Below are 15,137 nucleotides of genomic sequence, written 5' to 3' on the forward strand. Positions count from 1 at the left end.
CGATAAGCCGCAGCGAGACGCACTGCCGTGCTCGCAGAAACACCGAATACAGCCGCCGCCGCACGCGCTGAATGGCCCTGCTCTATATATCTAACGATCCGTTCCCGAAGATCCAATGAGTACGGTTTGCCCATGAAGCACCTCCTGACGGAAGTGAATCACATAAATACACTAAGGGGAATCCCTTCAATGATTCCTATAAAACGCAAAATGCTTTAGTTTTATCGCAAATCGGCTGCGTTCGGGCTCCTGAAGTCGATGTTTGATGGGCGAAAATGCTTTTTCGGGTAGTTTTTTCAACCTTCCAACAATCTTGTGAAACGCAGAAAACCGGCCCGTTTCAAATTAATTTTCCACCTGAATGCATCTGTCTAAAAGGCGATGCTTGCATGACATGATCGAAGTTTGTATTAAGGCGCACCCACACCGGTACTTCCGGTGTGTTTGGTATGCTTGTGTGCGGGCGTGGCGGAACTGGTAGACGCGCTGGATTTAGGTTCCATCGCTAATATGTCCCACTAATGCACAACACCCTCCGAACGTAGAGCCAGCCTTGGTTTCAGGGCTGGTTTTTTCTTTGCCTCAATACATCCCACTTTGGCGATGGATATTGGTGCAATACCCCAATGGTGCAATGGCGGTGCAAAACCGCAGAAAACCGGGCCTCTCCAATTAGGTTGCACCTTAGATAAGCCGGTTACTTCCCCATGAGATTTACGCCAGCAAAAGGAACATCGAATGACCGCTACGAAACTTGATGAACTGAACCTGAAGACCACTTATGGCGAGCCTTTGGTTGCCCGTCAGATCGACCTGGAGCTTCGGATGTTGGGATTAGGTAAGGACGCTTTTCAGAAGAAAGTCACAGACGCCCGCCAAAAGAAGAACGAAGCCGGGACCCGGTATGGTCAAAGCCTGCTCCTTCATGGCCTTGATCCGGTGGTGAAGGGGATTGAAGATTTTATGGAACAGGCAAACAGTGGTCGGGCAGGTAAACGTCACACCGCTGTCCACTACTTCAACGAAATGGATAAGCAGGTCGCTGCTATGCTGGCGCTGCGGGTTGTCATTGATGGTGTAACAGCACGACGTACCCTTCAGGCTCTTTGTATCCAGATTGGGAGCCGTCTTGAAGTGGAGCGCAGGTTCCACGCATTGCAATCTCAGGATCGCGTGATAGACGGTGAGACAGGCAAGGAGAAGGAAGGTAAGACCATCAAGTATGTGAAGAAGAAGGTCGCCAAATCAGCGGACTTTGGATACCGCCGTAACATCCTTGCAGTGGCGATGACCCGTAATGACTTCGATTGGACCCCGTGGCCGGAGGTGGATAAGCTCCATGTTGGCCTGAAGATGCTTGAGATTATCATTGAGCGGACAGGTCTGGTTGAAATGATGGACATCCAGAAAGGTAAGCACAAGACCGTCCGCTATGTGGTATGCAGCGAAAAGACAAAGGGTTGGATTGATAAGCAGGTGGCCCGTTGTGAACTCCTGACCCCTCAATGGCTCCCTACAATCATCCCTCCTGTCGAATGGACCAATACCCGTGACGGTGGATATCATACGGATGCAGTGCCGCAACTCCCGCTGATCAAAGCTGTTAATCATAACTATCTGGATGAACTGGACCATCGCACGGATGGAATGCCGATGCTGTATGAGGCTGTTAACCGGCTTCAACAGTCGGCTTATCGTATCAACTCGGAGGTGCTTGAAGTGGCCCGCCAGATTTGGGACAGGGGCAACGATGTTGCAGGTCTCCCGATCCGTGACGACGTGAAGCATGTTCAATGTCCGAAGTGCAATGCCGCAGTGCCTCTAGGGACCACCGCCAGTGGCCGTAGAGAAGCTTGGGGTCACGAGTGCTTCGAAAATGATGAGAACGCCCTGAAGGACTGGAAACGGCGAGCAATGCGTATCCACGAGCTTAACCTTGCTATGGGGTCGAAGCGCGTCCAGACCAACCGCACTCTTTGGGTAGCTGATATGTTCAAGGACGATGCGGCGATCTACTTCCCGTATCAACTCGACTTCCGGGGACGTATCTATGCAATTCCCTCGTTCAATCCACAAGGCCCGGACCTGATGAAGGGTCTTTTGACATTCGCTGAGGGGAAGCCGATCAATGATGGTGTCGCCGCAGGTTGGCTTGCTGTGCAGGGTGCGAACGTCTTTGGATATGACAAAGCCAGTCTTGATGACCGCATCGGGTGGGTTGAAGATCGCAATGAGAAGATCAAAGCGATAGCTGAAGACCCGCTCGGGACAATGCACATGGATTTAGGGGAAGGTAAATCATGGTTGGATGCTGACAAACCTTGGCAGTTCCTCGCGTTCTGCTTTGAGTGGGCCGGTTTCCTGACCGAGGGTTACGGCTACAAGTCCAGCCTTCCTATCGCTTTGGACGGTTCTTGTTCAGGTATCCAACACTTCTCGGCAATGCTTCGCGATCCGGTCGGGGGCAAGGCTGTGAACCTTGTTCCATCTGATAAACCTTCAGACATCTATGGGATAGTCGCAGAGATTGTCAGGGAAAAACTGCGTCTAATGGGTTCCACAAGTGGGACGCATAAGCTTGACGCAGAGAAACTTCTTGCACTCGGGATCGACCGGAAGACCACCAAACGTCAGGTGATGACGTTACCCTACGGTTCAACGGTATTTTCGTGCCGGGAATATACGGAGCAATGGATGCGTGAAGAACGGGGTGATCGCCTTGGTTTCCCTGAAGAAGACCTGTTTCGTATGAGCCAGCTTCTCAGCACCCAAATTTGGGATGGCATCGGTGAAACTGTAATCGCGGCAAGGGCCGCTATGGAGTGGCTTCAGGGTTGCGCCAAAATCGTTGCAGGTGAGGGCCTACCGATCACTTGGACAACACCTGTAGGTTTCCCGGTGCTTCAGGAGTACCGGACCATTGAGCATTGCAGGGTTAAATCTAAGATGGGGGATAGCGTTATCTTCCTATCTCTCGCAAAGGAGAGCAAACGCCTAGACAACAAACGGATGCAGTCCGCAGTCAGCCCTAACTTTGTTCACTCAATGGACGCAGCCCACCTCATGATGTCCGTGGATTACGCGGCGCAGAACGGGGTGACACACTTTGCGATGATCCATGACAGCTTCGGGACACATGCAGCGGATACTCAGATGCTTGCTGCGTGTCTCCGGGAAGCCTTCGTGGATATGTATGAGGAACATGATGTTCTTCAGGAGTTTCGAGAGGCCATCGTCTCTCAAGTCTATGATGACGAGAAGAAACTGAAAATCAAACCGGTCCCGCCCAAAGGCACCTTGGATTTATCCTTGGTAAAAGGGTCGGACTTCTTTTTTGCTTAATGCATCCCACAAGTGAGATATAATCAGTAGACACCTGTTGGCACACCTTTAGCTCTCCCTATGCGGACAGTGAAATCTCGTTGTCCGCATTCGGCACACCTCAAGCGTCTCGTGAATGTCCAGATGCCAATCTCAAGGCCGACCATCTTAGCCAGCTCGGCGGGGGATTTGCTCACGTGGCGATGACAGGTCCGACAAGTGAAGTGGATTTCTTCATAGTCATGGCGGACCAGCTCCGACACCGGGACGCCCTCATTCTCAATATCCATGTGCTTCCTCAAAATAGAAGCACCCATGCCCTTCACAGACCTTAGCGGAAACCGAGGCAGACCGCCAGTTTCCAATTAGGTTGCACCTAAGAATGAACCAACGTTTTTACGTATCCGACAACCGGAAAGGAATACATATGGCTGAAGCCAAGAAGATCACCAAAGAAGTCATGAAGTCGGTCAAAGAGGACCACATCGTTCTTGAAATGGATATGAAGGAAGCGCGGGTGCTTCGCGCCCTTCTTGGGGCCTGTCGAACCAAAGGTAGTCCCTCGGGTGAGTTGAGCTATCGCATGTATTCGAAGCTACAAGATCAGCTCCTTAAGATGGGCGACTGTCAGATGGTAAGTTCCACCACCTACTTCGATCAAACTCCGATCTGGAGAGTTGACGCCAACATTGGCTAACCCGCAGCCAGCCTAAAGAAATCAATTAGGTTGCACCTAAGAATTACCAAGCCGGTCCTCATGTCGAGGGCCGGTTTTTCTTTTGGCGTTCTTACGCACTCGACAAATGAGAAAAAGGAAAACTCCATGCCTATCATTAAGCGCGAAGGTCCGGCCTTCATCCGAGAGAAAACGGTTGAGGTGACCACGAAGGAAATCCGCCAAGGTGTGTCTCGCTTCGGTGAGCTGTTTGTGCGTTGCTGTGGCCGTACCGATGCTGTGGTCCGCCTTGGTTTCAGTGCATCGCCTCTCGGACACCCTCCTGTCATTTTTGGTCTCGAACCGAAGGCTCTCCGGTCACTGGCTGAGACCTTTAACGGGCTGGCAGATGTTATCGAAGGGAACGACAATGGCGACTTTTGATATCGAACTCAGCACCCCGCAGCACCGTACCACTTGGTTGCGTGAAGCGGTGGCCGAAGCCCTTTTCAACGGCGCTTTCGGAAATGACCACGAGGTTATTTGTGACACCCCGGCTGAAGCCATTGCCTTTATCCGCGAGCTTGCCGCTGTTGATGCGTTCGACCTGATCGACCCGGCTTCCGTGACCATCACGGTTCGCTCAACGAACACCACGAAGAACCTTGACGTGGCCCTTTGTGAAATGGGTCGTCAAATGGATTTCGTGACCGGCAAGCTCCACAAAGTCCTGCTGGATTACCGCAACAAGCGTCCGCAAGGAGGTCTCAATGTCGCGGCTTGATCGGGACCTTATGACTAACCTGCCGGTTAAGGCTGCTGCGGTCTCGTCAATGACCGTGATTGATAGCCTTCAGGATATGACGCCGCATGAGCAAATGGTTGGCATCACGTCAACCTTCCTACTGGCCTGTGAGCATCACAAGGTCAATCCCCAGGACGCATTTACCTGCGTCGATAACATCATGAACCATGCAGAAGGCCGTCGTGCCGAGTTCATGGCGGTTCGCAAATACATGGAGAATGAGTGGTGAACAAACTCGAAGCTTTCTGCGGAAAGCACAACATCAAGCCGGACGTTACAGCTATTGTCGTCGGTATCCTTCTGATCCTGTTCGGGATCATATTCGCCAACTGGCCGTCCACCGCGCAAGCTGGTTATTCTTCCTTCCGTTCGACCCCGAGTTTCTCCCGGTCGTACTCCTATTCCCGACCGTCTTATCGGGCCACGCCAAGCGTACCCAAGGTCAGCTCCCCGAAGGTGACAGCGCCAAAGGTCAGCAGCCCGAAGCCCTCAACCACGAAGGCTTCAAGTCCGATCACGAAGACCCAACCTGCTGCCTCGGTATCTGCCCCGGTTGTGTCTTCGCCTTCTCCGCTTTGGTATATGGTGCCGTTCATGTGGATGGGGCTGGTTGACAACGACGGGCCAGACGCGGAGGGCGATGAATGACCCGACTTATTCCTGTTCTCGACCGGGTGAACACCAAGCGTCTTCTCGGTCATATGGATGTATCCGAATTCAACCGGCCACATAACCACTATACCGTTCACTACTTGGTGCAGGACGAGCCGCGCTATCGCGAGCCGTGGTCTCCATTCGTCGCAAACACCCGCCAAGTTCGGCTCCACGTTGAACATGTACCGAGTGCGGATGGATGGGATGTGGAGACCATCTTCCTTACCGATGCGCCTCTTGAAGACCTAATGAAACTCCGTCAGTTTCGCCCGATTACAGGACGTAACAGCCTGACCGCTTATGAAAAGGCACGGGAAGAATTGGAGCGTCTCTATCAGCGGCGACCTGATTTGTTTCATGTAAACCCCGCCTTACAGTTCCCCCGGTATCCCATCGCTTACCACCTGTAACCACAAGCCACACAAAGACAGCCGAAGGACCTACAACTGGTAATCGGCTGTCTTTAACTCTCCACATATGCAAAGGAAATACATGGCCCTTAAAACTGAATACAGCCCGAAAGGTAAATTCGTTTACCCGAAGTTTCTTGTAGCTGACACGAAGTTTGATGCTGAAGGTATCTATTCCGTGAAGCTGATCCTTGATGCGGACACCGCTGGTTCGTTTATCGAGAAGATCGACGCAGCCATTGAGGCTTCCTATCAGGATGCTCTTGAAAAAGCTGAGACCCCGGCCAAGAAAAAGAAGGTCAAGAAAGCAGACGCGCCTTACAGCGAAGTTCTGGACGACGACGGTAACGAAACCGGCGAGATCGCGATTAACTTCAAGCTGAAAGCCAAAGGCAAGAACTCGAAGACCGGCGAGACTTGGGATAACTCGGTCAAGATTTATGACGCCCGTGGTCGTGTCATCGCTGGTGCAAAACGCAAAGCCTTGAAGATTGGCTCCGGCACGGTCGGGAAGATCGCTTTCCAGATGAACCCATTCTTCACCGCACAGGTTGGTGCCGGTGTCAGCCTCCGTCTCCTCGGCGCTCAGATTATCGAGCTGGTCGAATTTGGTGGCGGTGATCTTGCTTTCGGTGCTGAAGAAGGCGGCTTCGACGCTGACGATATGGAAGATGGCTTCGGCGACGAAAGCGGCGAAGACCAGTCCGATGATGGCGATGATGCGGGTGACGATGAAGAAGACTTCTAATAGCAAGAAGTCTGCCTCCACGCCACAACAGGTCGGCCTTAAGTACGGCTTTCGGTCGGGGCTGGAAGAAACGGTAGCAAAACAGATTGAACGGGCAGGGCTGAAAGTCCGCTTTGAGACGGACGTAATTCGATACGTAAGACCCGCGTTCAATGCCAAGTACACCCCCGACTTCATCCTTGAAAATGGAATTATCATCGAGACCAAGGGACGGTTCGTAACCGAAGACCGCCAGAAGCACCTGCTGATCAAAACGCAGCACCCTGCGCTGGACATCCGGTTCGTGTTCTCCAATCCGAACTCCCGTATCTCGAAGCAGAGCAAAACGACTTACGCAATGTGGTGCGACAAACACGGCTTCAAGTATGCCAAGGGCACGATCCCCTTGGTATGGCTTGACGAAGCCCTGTCCACCGAACGCGGGGATGCGCTCTCTAACGTAGGTATCAACCTGAATGCGTAAGGTAACAGACTTCATCATCATTCACTGCGCTGCCACCAAGCCCTCAATGGATATCGGTGCAAAAGAAATCGACCGCTGGCACCGTGAGCGCGGCTGGCTAGGCATCGGCTACCATTGGGTCATCCGTCGCGATGGTACAGTAGAGCGTGGCCGCGATGTCAATCAGGTAGGCGCTCATGCCAAAGGCTTTAATGACAAGTCGGTCGGTATCTGCCTAGTCGGCGGTGTCCACGAGACGCTCATTAAGGATCGCCACCCGAAACCTGAAGCCAACTTCACGCCGGAACAATGGGAAGCACTGGATGTCCTCGTGGACCAGATGCTTGAAATGTATCCGGGCGCGGAGGTCATCGGTCACAACGAGGTGGCTGATAAAGCTTGCCCTGCGTTCAATGTGCAGGACTGGCTTGCTGATCGCAAGGTCAGCGAAGGTGAGCGAGACGGGCGGGCCTGTAAGGCTTGCAACCATTGCTCAAACTGCGGTGCCGCCAATTAGGTTGCACCTTAGATCAGAGTAGCGGCTGGTCATTTTCATCTCTCCCTGTCAGGGGCGGGCATCTTCGGGTGCTCGCCCTTTTCTTTTTCAGTTTCCAGCGCCGGTTTATGCGCAACCAACAGAAGGAAAGGAAACGTATGAGTAACCAATTTGAAGTAGGCATGGTCGTTAAGGCTTTGTCATCCGCTGGCCGTGCTGAAGGTCACGTCGGGGTTATCCGTGAGGTCAACGCCCGTGGTTATTTTGTCGAGTTCAATACCGACTTTGATGGTCACACAGGCAATGGCGTGGGTCGCCGTGCAGCCGAGCCGGGTATCATCGAAAAGCCTCATGGCTGGTATCTCAGCGGTCACGCCCTTGTCGCTGTCCAAAGCGAGGAAGCCAAGGAAGCCGGAATTATTGGTATCCCGGATATCCCGATGCACCTTCTGTCTCCGCAGGAACAGACCATCTTCAAACACATTGTCAGCGCCGGTCACATCACCGCCCTTGATGCGATGGTCAACTATGGGATCACCAGTGCTGCCTTGTCTCGCCGCATCTGCGACATGGAAGACCTTGGCGTCCGCTTTGAGCGTGAACGTCGTCAGCATCCGGTGACCAAGAAGCGTTACACCCGGTACAAATTCTCGGGCAGCTACAAATGAGAAAGGACCTCGTTGGGAATGCACTGGCAGTCGGTGACACGGTTGCTTTTGATGTCCTGAGCTACCGCAGCTCCAGCCTTCGCTGTGGCGAGATCAAGAAAATCACTGAAGGCACTTTCGGTTCTCACTACGCAACCATAGGCTATCAACTCCACGGGAAAAACCGAACCATCACCCGCTTAACCACGACGGTTATCAAGGCAATCAAGGAACTCTAAGAATGATCTTCAAGAAAAACCTCGACACCATCCTGTCCAACTTCCGCAAGACCCTCGACCAGCTCGAAGCCCACATGGAAACGACCGCCGATAAAATCCGGGCGAACCGCCAGATCATCAAGTCGATCCGTGAAGAAAACTCGGCGCTGGCCGACGAAAACAACCGCGCTTTCAAAGCTGCGAACAACCTGAAGACGTTCCTGGGCGAAGGTGCCTAAGACATTTTCGACGCTATAGGTAACCTGATTGCCGAGGGAGACCTTGTAGCCTGCAAACCTGATGGCATTTGTGAGCCTCGGGTAGGGCGCATCCTCTCCCTCAAGCAGTCCGATCAAGACCCTTCGGTGACTATCGAAATTATCACCAAGGGCATCATCGCTGAAATCACCAAGCACCCGCGTTTCACCCTGAAGGTGAGCCGGGTGTTTTAATTTGAAAGGGACTTCATGGGTCTTTTACTTGTTCTTCTGACCGTACTTTTCGTCGGTCTTAAACTTTGCGCTGTGATCGCTTGGTCGTGGATTTGGGTGCTCGCTCCTCTCTGGCTTGGCTTCCTGTGGGGCGTGATATGGGTCATCGTCATTGTCGTTGGCGGTCTTGTCCTAGCCTCTAAGAGCCGTTCTGTTTGGTGCTAACTTGACAGACCGCGACGATGACAGCGAGTTCCTTGAAAAGGGACCCTGCGAGGAATGCGGTTCAAGCGATGCCTGTGCTTTGTATTCAGACGGGCATCGCCACTGCTTTTCCTGTCACCACTACTACCCGCCCGAAGGCGAGGAACTCCCCCAACGAAAGAAAACCCGCGTGTCCGCAGACCTCCTAAAGGTCGAGCCAATCGACCGCGTGATCCGGGAGATAACCCCGGATACCTTCAAGAAGTTCGGATATGGTGAAGCCACCATGTCAGGCCAGCGTGTCCATGTTGCATCCTACCGCGATGAAAGCGGTACTGTGATTGCGCAACACGTTCGAACGAAAACCAAAGATTTCCCGTGGATCGGGGACAAGAAAAAGACGCAGCTATTCGGTCAGCACCTTTGGCGTGACGGCGGCAAGATGCTCACGATTACCGAAGGCGAACTTGATGCTATGTCCATGTCACAGATATGGGGCAACAAGTATCCCGTAGTCAGCATCAAGTCTGGCGCACAGGCTGCAAAGAAAGATATTGCGCAGTGGCTCAACTGGATCGAACAGTTTGAGACCGTCGTGTTTCTGTTCGACATGGATGATCCGGGACAGGAAGCCGCACGTGAATGCGCCCTGATGCTTACCCCCGGCAAAGCCAAGATCGCCTCGTTGCCACTCAAAGACGCAAACGAGATGCTCAAAGAGCGCCGAGGTAAGGAGCTAATCGACGCTGTATGGGGTGCAAAGGTCTATCGCCCCGAAGGCATCGTGACGCTATCAGACATCAAAGGTGAGGCCCTGAAGCCTATTCAGGTCGGTCTCCCTTGGGTCCTCCCGACGCTCACCAAGTTAACCCACGGTCGGCGCTATGGTGAAATCTACGGTCTTGGTGCCGGGACAGGGGTTGGTAAGACCGACCTCCTGACACAGCAAGTTGACTTCGATATCACCGAGTTGAACCAGAAGGTCGGGTTGTTCTTCCTTGAGCAACAGCCGGTCGAGACTGCCAAGCGCGTAGCAGGGAAGAATGCCGGTCGCCGCTTCCATGTCCCGGACGCAGGATGGACTGAGCAAGAACTTATCGACACCATTGAGAAACTCGAAGTCACAGGTAATCTCTATATGTTCGACCACTTCGGGACAGCCGATTGGGAGATCATAGAGAAGCGCATACGCTACCTGTATCACAGCGAAGGCGTCCGCATCTTCTATTTGGACCACCTGACGGCGCTTGCTGCTGCCGAGGAGGACGAGAAGAAGGGCCTTGAGCGGATAACTGCTGACATGGGCGGTCTGGTCAAAGAACTAGACATCATGATCATCCTCGTTTCCCACCTTGCGACACCTGATGGTAAACCGCACGAGGAAGGCGGGCGCGTTATGATCCGGCACTTCAAAGGCTCACGCGCTATCGGCTTCTGGTGCCATTATATGTTTGGCCTTGAGCGCAACCAGCAGGCCGAAGACGAAGAAGAACGCCAGACGACAACCTTCCGCGTTCTCAAGGATCGTTATACCGGCCAAGCAACCGGCCAAGTTTTCTATCTCGGATACGACCCCGAAGAAGGGCGACTATTCGAGAAGCCCGGAATGTTCGACGACGAAACCGGCGAGAGCTTTTAGCTTTTACATTCCACTAGTGCAATCCAGTTCTGACTTCCTCCCTCAACTTGCGGGGTCGCCTTCGGGTGGCCCCGTTCTTTTCCAGTCACTCCAGCGAGAGGACGCTTTTATGATTTTCAAAGCACCAAAGATTACAGGTTTTCGGACCACTGAGCTGCCGTTGCCTACGGTGGAACAACTGCAAGCCGGTCCCTGTGGTATCCACCGGGGCACCTATGGGGACGTTCTGGAACACTTCCCGGAGCTGGCTGCGGTCATTCGCTGCTCGCCTATCCCTCTCTTGGGGGACTATGAATACGATGTCAAAATCCACATGCTGTTCAAGGGAATGTATCCGTGCATCCCGAACTGGCACTGCGACAATGTGCCGCGTGGTGACGATGGGAAGCTTGATTACTCCAAAGTCGATCCCAATGCGGACCCGATGTTTCTTTGGGTGAGCGGGAAGCCGACCACCGAGTTCATGGGGCAGGGCTTCCAGTTCGAGTATGCACCGAAAGATCATGGTGACCTCGACCGTCATATGAAGAAGGACCCGCTGAAGGACCACAACTTCGCAGTTCCTTCCCAAGAATGGGTCCAGATGGATCAGCTCACCCCGCACCGTGGCACCGCCGCGACCGAGGATTGCTGGCGCATCTTCATCCGGGCAACTCCGAAATCCATTGCCCCAAGCCGTCCTGTGGTGAGCGTCGTTCGTCGCCATGCCCAGGTGTATCTCCCTCACGATTTTCACTGGTGATCTATGACAGCCGAAATCCCTTCTATGGAGATGGTTGCCCGTCTCCGAAATGAAGTGAAGCGGGCTGCTAAAGTTTTCAACCGGGCACCCTCGGTTAACACAGCAATCCGCCTTCAGAATGCAGCAGACAAATATGAAGCTGCTTTTCTTGCGCGGCGCAACTCAATGCGACTGGTTGTCGATAACGAGTGAACCGCCTGATCTTTGACTGCGAGACGAACGGTCTCCTAGATACGATGGATACCGTTCACTCGTTGGTCCTGAAAGACCCCGACGCCGGGGCAGTGCTCTCTTGTTGCGAGTGCTACAACGTTCTGGACCAGAAACCAGACGTTACCTACATGAGCATCGAAGACGGCCTTCGTCTTCTGATGGAAGCTGATCAGGTGATCGGCCACAACATTATCAACTTCGATATCCCCGCCCTCCGAATTGTCTACCCTTGGTTCAAGATCGAAGAAAGCAAGGCGCTGGACACCCTGATTATCTCCCGCCTTATCTGGCCGGAAATCCGGGACAACCACTTCAAGTTCGCCAAGAAACACCCTGAGTTCCCTAAGCAGCTAATCGGAAGTCACGGCCTCGAAGCTTGGGGTCATATCCTCGGCTTACACAAGGGCGACTACTCCAAGGAAATGAAGGCAAAGGGTCTTGATCCTTGGGCCGCTTGGAACATCGCAATGCAGGATTATTGCGAGCTTGACGTAGAAGTTACCCACGCTCTCCTCCTGAAGATCGAAGCCAAGGAATACAGCCAGCAGGCCATTGAGCTTGAACACAAGTTCGCTTGGGTCATCTGGAAGCAAGAACAGTTTGGCTTTCCGTTCAACTCCGAGAAGGCTTTTGAACTCCACCGGAAACTCCTGACCCGACGACTGGAGCTTGAACAAGCCCTTCAGGAAGCATTCCCGCCGTGGGAAGTGAAGACACCTTTCGTACCCAAGGCCAACAACAAGTCACGCGGTTATGTCAAGGGACAGCTCACCTACAAGACAAAGCAAATCGTCTTTAACGCTGGCTCCCGTGATCATATCGCAGATCGTCTCAAGGCTATCTATGGGTGGACACCATCTGAGTTCACGACCAACGGCAAGCCGAAGATTGACGAGACCACGTTGGATAAACTGGAGTGGCCTGAAGCCAAACTCCTGAACGAATACCTGATGATCCAGAAGCGCCTCGGTATGTTGGCTGAAGGCCGCAACGCTTGGCTGAAGATGGTGTTGTCCGATGGGCGTATTCATGGCCGGGTAATCACCAACGGCGCGGTCACTGGACGCTGCACCCACCGCAATCCCAACGTCGCTCAAACCCCTTCCGTTCGCGCCCCCTACGGCCATGAATGCCGAGAGCTTTTCTACGCCCCTGAAGGGTGGAAGCTGGTGGGGGCAGATGCCAGTGGTCTTGAGTTGCGCTGCCTCGGTCACTTCATGGCGAAGTACGATGCGGGCGCTTACGTTGCGATCCTGCTTAACGGGGATATCCACACGGTCAACCAATTGGCCGCTGGACTTCCGACCCGCGATAACGCCAAGACCTTTATCTATGCCTTCCTGTATGGGGCAGGGGACGAGAAGATTGGCTCAATCGTTCTTCCTCTCGCCAGCCCTCAGCTCAAGAAACAGAAGGGTAAGGCTCTCAAATCTAAGTTCCTGAAAGAGACCCCTGCGCTCAAACGTTTGCGCGAAGAAGTCGCAGCCGCAGCAAAGCGCAAGAAGTACCTCAAGGGTCTTGATGGTCGCCGTCTACACATCCGGTCGGCCCATGCTGCCCTGAATACCCTCCTGCAATCCGCAGGTGCGCTTATCGTCAAACAGGCGACGGTCTTCTTCTACGAGGAGCTGACCGCTCGTGGTTACGTCTTTGGCGTTGACTATGCCTTGGTAGCGCACGTCCACGACGAACTCCAGACACTCGCAAGAGAGGACATTGCCGATGAAGTCGGTCAAGTCGCAGTCGAGTGCATCCGCCGAGCCGGGGAGCACTTTGGCTTCCGTTGCCCTACCGATGGTGAATACAAAATCGGAAACAATTGGGCCGATACCCACTGATCACGAGGGCAAGAAACTCCTCAAAGTGATCCACCGGGCCTATCTCAAACCCTTCACCACCAGATCTAATTTCGCTCGGGTCCATGCCGAGGTCGTGGCTCAAGCTGCATGTTGCGGTCTGATCACCACAATCACCGATAAGCGGACCTTCAGTAACACCTTCAGGCCAACGCCGTTTGGGCTGGTTTATCTATGGGAGCACTTCAGTAGTGACTGATGCAGAACGTGAAGAAATCGAAGCCCTCGTTGAGGCGGCAGAGCAGCCTTATTGGGTGGTGTCCCGACCTGATATGACACCGCAGGAACGCGCTAAAGCCTATGCAGAACGAGAACGGAAGATGGCTAAGTGGAAACAAGGCCGCAACCGTCTTATTGAACGGATGCAGAAAGCCCTGAAGCGTGTGCTGGATAACCCGAAGCATTTTGAAGTATGGAGCAACAAATGACCCCCGGAGATTTGATCGGATATGGGCTTGCTGCGGTTGTATGGATGTTCGCCCTTATACTCGCTGCGTTCCTACTCCAAGTGGTTTTCGGGAAAGAACCTGAGAGCGACGTGGTGTGTTTCTAATGGCACATTACGATTGCTCCCGGTGCGGTCATCACCAAGGAATTGCGCCACCGTATTGCAAAGTCTGTACTACCCCTGAAGAACTCAAAGAACACGAGACTAGCTTACAAGAAGCCAAGGCCATCCGTGAGGTTCGCGAGGGTCTATCTGCTTTAGGGATTGATTTTATGGCTGACTACAACCGACGCAAGACCCTTGTTTCTCAACAAGTTTATAACTTCCTAGGTCCGCTTCCCGGTCTGGAAGTGAGGGAGGATACACCTGACAACACTTTTGATTGATGGCGATGTCGTCGCCTACAAAGCCTGCTCGTCATCCGAAGTTGCCGTAGAGCTTGAACCGTTCGAGTGGCAACTTTGGGTGAACGAAAAGGAAGTCCGCGCCAAAATCAATGCGGAAATCCAAGACTGCATGAAGAAGCTCAAAGCTGATAAGGCAGTCATTGCATTGACAGACAGTGACGGGAACTTCCGAAAGAAAGTACTGCCGACCTACAAAGGCAACCGTCTTAACACCCGCAAACCGATCGCTCTCAAGCGTATGCGTGAATGGTTGATCGAAGAAAGCGGGTACGAAACCTTCCTTCGTCCCGGTCTTGAAGGGGATGATGTCCTCGGTATTCTGGCAACGTGGCCGAAGTTCAAACGCGAGCACGGCCAGCCGATCATCGTCTCTCTCGACAAAGACATGAAGACCATCCCCGGTCTGTATTGCCGCCATCTTGAGGACGGTGTGCAAGAGATCAGCCCTGAGGAAGCAGAGTTCTGGCATATGTTCCAGACGCTCACAGGGGACACCACGGATGGTTACAGCGGTTGTCCGGGGGTAGGCGCAGAGAAAGCCCGGAAGGCGCTGGAAGAACTCCAGAAGCTCGTTCCATATCGCCATGAGATCACCCGAGGTAAGCGCAAAGGCCAGGTCGAAACCCGCTACGAGTTCGCAGACGCGGACAGCATGTGGGATGTCGTTGTGTCCTTCTACGTCGCTGCCGGTCTTTCTGAAGCTGAAGCCCTTACGCAGGCCCGAGTGGCCCGTATCCTCCATTACGAGGACTACGACTTCAAGAAAGCCAAGCCGATCTTGTGGTCTCCTAAATAAGGAAC

Annotated in this window: 20 protein-coding genes; 18 read left to right on the plus strand and 2 right to left on the minus strand. The window is 53.3% G+C overall.

Annotated features, from left to right (window positions below):
* Positions 1–134: IS630 transposase-related protein (locus ABIE64_RS12885; protein ID WP_354377740.1), on the minus strand; the 134-nt coding region annotated here is incomplete at its 3' end.
* 604 nt (positions 135–738) lie between these two features.
* On the opposite strand from ABIE64_RS12885, the gene ABIE64_RS12890 reads away from it, so the two are divergent.
* The 5 genes from ABIE64_RS12890 to ABIE64_RS12910 all read left to right on the plus strand — a co-directional run bounded on the left by ABIE64_RS12890 (position 739) and on the right by ABIE64_RS12910 (position 5,010).
* Positions 739–3,342 (plus strand): DNA-directed RNA polymerase, encoded by a 2,604-nt coding sequence (locus tag ABIE64_RS12890; protein ID WP_354377625.1) that lies wholly within the window; start codon positions 739–741, stop codon positions 3,340–3,342.
* 406 nt (positions 3,343–3,748) lie between these two features.
* On the plus strand, positions 3,749–4,018 hold the full coding sequence (locus ABIE64_RS12895; protein WP_354377626.1) for a hypothetical protein: 270 nt from the start codon (positions 3,749–3,751) through the stop codon (positions 4,016–4,018).
* Between the two features lie 126 nt (positions 4,019–4,144).
* Positions 4,145–4,420: a hypothetical protein gene (locus ABIE64_RS12900; protein WP_354377627.1), complete on the plus strand. Its 276-nt coding sequence runs from the start codon at positions 4,145–4,147 to the stop codon at positions 4,418–4,420.
* Entirely contained in the window at positions 4,407–4,760 is a 354-nt protein-coding gene (locus ABIE64_RS12905; protein WP_354377628.1) for a hypothetical protein, read from the plus strand. The genes ABIE64_RS12900 and ABIE64_RS12905 overlap by 14 nt, the downstream gene beginning before the upstream one ends.
* Entirely contained in the window at positions 4,747–5,010 is a 264-nt protein-coding gene (locus ABIE64_RS12910) for a hypothetical protein (protein ID WP_354377629.1), read from the plus strand. The genes ABIE64_RS12905 and ABIE64_RS12910 overlap by 14 nt, the downstream gene beginning before the upstream one ends.
* Before the next feature lie 184 nt (positions 5,011–5,194).
* Here ABIE64_RS12910 and ABIE64_RS12915 read toward each other — a convergent pair whose 3' ends face one another.
* Positions 5,195–5,377, minus strand: a complete 183-nt coding sequence (locus ABIE64_RS12915; RefSeq protein ID WP_354377630.1) for a hypothetical protein — start codon at positions 5,375–5,377, stop codon at positions 5,195–5,197.
* Between the two features lie 48 nt (positions 5,378–5,425).
* Here ABIE64_RS12915 and ABIE64_RS12920 point away from each other — a divergent pair, with 48 nt between their 5' ends.
* From ABIE64_RS12920 to ABIE64_RS12980, 13 genes are all read left to right on the plus strand, one after another.
* Positions 5,426–5,845: a hypothetical protein gene (locus ABIE64_RS12920; protein ID WP_354377631.1), complete on the plus strand. Its 420-nt coding sequence runs from the start codon at positions 5,426–5,428 to the stop codon at positions 5,843–5,845.
* An 82-nt stretch (positions 5,846–5,927) separates the two neighbouring features.
* Positions 5,928–6,593, plus strand: coding sequence for a hypothetical protein (locus ABIE64_RS12925; RefSeq protein ID WP_354377632.1), 666 nt, complete (start codon positions 5,928–5,930; stop codon positions 6,591–6,593).
* The gene (locus ABIE64_RS12930) at positions 6,553–7,056 is read left to right on the plus strand and encodes a PDDEXK family nuclease (protein ID WP_354377633.1); all 504 of its coding nucleotides are present in this window, start codon (positions 6,553–6,555) and stop codon (positions 7,054–7,056) included. Before ABIE64_RS12925 ends, ABIE64_RS12930 begins: the two co-directional genes overlap by 41 nt.
* Entirely contained in the window at positions 7,049–7,552 is a 504-nt protein-coding gene (locus tag ABIE64_RS12935; protein WP_354377634.1) for a peptidoglycan recognition protein family protein, read from the plus strand. Before ABIE64_RS12930 ends, ABIE64_RS12935 begins: the two co-directional genes overlap by 8 nt.
* A gap of 137 nt (positions 7,553–7,689) precedes the next feature.
* Positions 7,690–8,199: a helix-turn-helix domain-containing protein gene (locus ABIE64_RS12940; RefSeq protein WP_354377635.1), complete on the plus strand. Its 510-nt coding sequence runs from the start codon at positions 7,690–7,692 to the stop codon at positions 8,197–8,199.
* Complete coding sequence (locus ABIE64_RS12945; RefSeq protein WP_354377636.1) at positions 8,196–8,417, plus strand: hypothetical protein; 222 nt, start codon at positions 8,196–8,198, stop codon at positions 8,415–8,417. Before ABIE64_RS12940 ends, ABIE64_RS12945 begins: the two co-directional genes overlap by 4 nt.
* A 2-nt stretch (positions 8,418–8,419) precedes the next feature.
* Positions 8,420–8,635 (plus strand): hypothetical protein, encoded by a 216-nt coding sequence (locus tag ABIE64_RS12950; protein WP_354377637.1) that lies wholly within the window; start codon positions 8,420–8,422, stop codon positions 8,633–8,635.
* 418 nt (positions 8,636–9,053) lie between these two features.
* Positions 9,054–10,670: a DnaB-like helicase C-terminal domain-containing protein gene (locus tag ABIE64_RS12955; protein WP_354377638.1), complete on the plus strand. Its 1,617-nt coding sequence runs from the start codon at positions 9,054–9,056 to the stop codon at positions 10,668–10,670.
* Between the two features lie 109 nt (positions 10,671–10,779).
* Positions 10,780–11,412 carry a hypothetical protein gene (locus ABIE64_RS12960; RefSeq protein WP_354377639.1) on the plus strand — a complete coding sequence of 211 codons (633 nt, stop codon included), beginning with the start codon at positions 10,780–10,782 and terminating at the stop codon, positions 11,410–11,412.
* A gap of 341 nt (positions 11,413–11,753) precedes the next feature.
* Positions 11,754–13,463, plus strand: coding sequence for a DNA polymerase (locus ABIE64_RS12965; protein ID WP_354377640.1), 1,710 nt, complete (start codon positions 11,754–11,756; stop codon positions 13,461–13,463).
* 209 nt (positions 13,464–13,672) lie between these two features.
* Positions 13,673–13,909, plus strand: coding sequence for a hypothetical protein (locus ABIE64_RS12970; protein WP_354377641.1), 237 nt, complete (start codon positions 13,673–13,675; stop codon positions 13,907–13,909).
* 124 nt (positions 13,910–14,033) lie between these two features.
* Positions 14,034–14,315, plus strand: coding sequence for a hypothetical protein (locus ABIE64_RS12975; protein ID WP_354377642.1), 282 nt, complete (start codon positions 14,034–14,036; stop codon positions 14,313–14,315).
* Entirely contained in the window at positions 14,308–15,132 is an 825-nt protein-coding gene (locus ABIE64_RS12980) for a hypothetical protein (RefSeq protein ID WP_354377643.1), read from the plus strand. Before ABIE64_RS12975 ends, ABIE64_RS12980 begins: the two co-directional genes overlap by 8 nt.
* The last annotated feature ends 5 nt before the right edge of the window (positions 15,133–15,137 follow it).

Origin of the sequence: Thalassospira sp. MBR-102 (assembly GCF_040549275.1) — a bacterium.
Lineage (GTDB): Bacteria > Pseudomonadota > Alphaproteobacteria > Rhodospirillales > Thalassospiraceae > Thalassospira > Thalassospira xiamenensis.

What these genes read in the sequence shown, in the direction of transcription:
- ABIE64_RS12960 (WP_354377639.1), top strand. Translation starts at nt 10,780, where the DNA reads ATGATTTTCAAAGCACCAAAGATTACAGGTTTTCGGACCACTGAGCTG.
- ABIE64_RS12890 (WP_354377625.1), top strand. Translation starts at nt 739, where the DNA reads ATGACCGCTACGAAACTTGATGAACTGAACCTGAAGACCACTTATGGC.
- ABIE64_RS12915 (WP_354377630.1), bottom strand. Translation starts at nt 5,377, where the DNA reads ATGAACGGCACCATATACCAAAGCGGAGAAGGCGAAGACACAACCGGG.
- ABIE64_RS12975 (WP_354377642.1), top strand. Translation starts at nt 14,034, where the DNA reads ATGGCACATTACGATTGCTCCCGGTGCGGTCATCACCAAGGAATTGCG.
- ABIE64_RS12940 (WP_354377635.1), top strand. Translation starts at nt 7,690, where the DNA reads ATGAGTAACCAATTTGAAGTAGGCATGGTCGTTAAGGCTTTGTCATCC.
- ABIE64_RS12965 (WP_354377640.1), top strand. Translation starts at nt 11,754, where the DNA reads ATGAGCATCGAAGACGGCCTTCGTCTTCTGATGGAAGCTGATCAGGTG.
- ABIE64_RS12950 (WP_354377637.1), top strand. Translation starts at nt 8,420, where the DNA reads ATGATCTTCAAGAAAAACCTCGACACCATCCTGTCCAACTTCCGCAAG.
- ABIE64_RS12935 (WP_354377634.1), top strand. Translation starts at nt 7,049, where the DNA reads ATGCGTAAGGTAACAGACTTCATCATCATTCACTGCGCTGCCACCAAG.
- ABIE64_RS12925 (WP_354377632.1), top strand. Translation starts at nt 5,928, where the DNA reads ATGGCCCTTAAAACTGAATACAGCCCGAAAGGTAAATTCGTTTACCCG.
- ABIE64_RS12895 (WP_354377626.1), top strand. Translation starts at nt 3,749, where the DNA reads ATGGCTGAAGCCAAGAAGATCACCAAAGAAGTCATGAAGTCGGTCAAA.
- ABIE64_RS12905 (WP_354377628.1), top strand. Translation starts at nt 4,407, where the DNA reads ATGGCGACTTTTGATATCGAACTCAGCACCCCGCAGCACCGTACCACT.
- ABIE64_RS12930 (WP_354377633.1), top strand. Translation starts at nt 6,553, where the DNA reads ATGATGGCGATGATGCGGGTGACGATGAAGAAGACTTCTAATAGCAAG.
- ABIE64_RS12920 (WP_354377631.1), top strand. Translation starts at nt 5,426, where the DNA reads ATGACCCGACTTATTCCTGTTCTCGACCGGGTGAACACCAAGCGTCTT.
- ABIE64_RS12945 (WP_354377636.1), top strand. Translation starts at nt 8,196, where the DNA reads ATGAGAAAGGACCTCGTTGGGAATGCACTGGCAGTCGGTGACACGGTT.
- ABIE64_RS12910 (WP_354377629.1), top strand. Translation starts at nt 4,747, where the DNA reads ATGTCGCGGCTTGATCGGGACCTTATGACTAACCTGCCGGTTAAGGCT.
- ABIE64_RS12900 (WP_354377627.1), top strand. Translation starts at nt 4,145, where the DNA reads ATGCCTATCATTAAGCGCGAAGGTCCGGCCTTCATCCGAGAGAAAACG.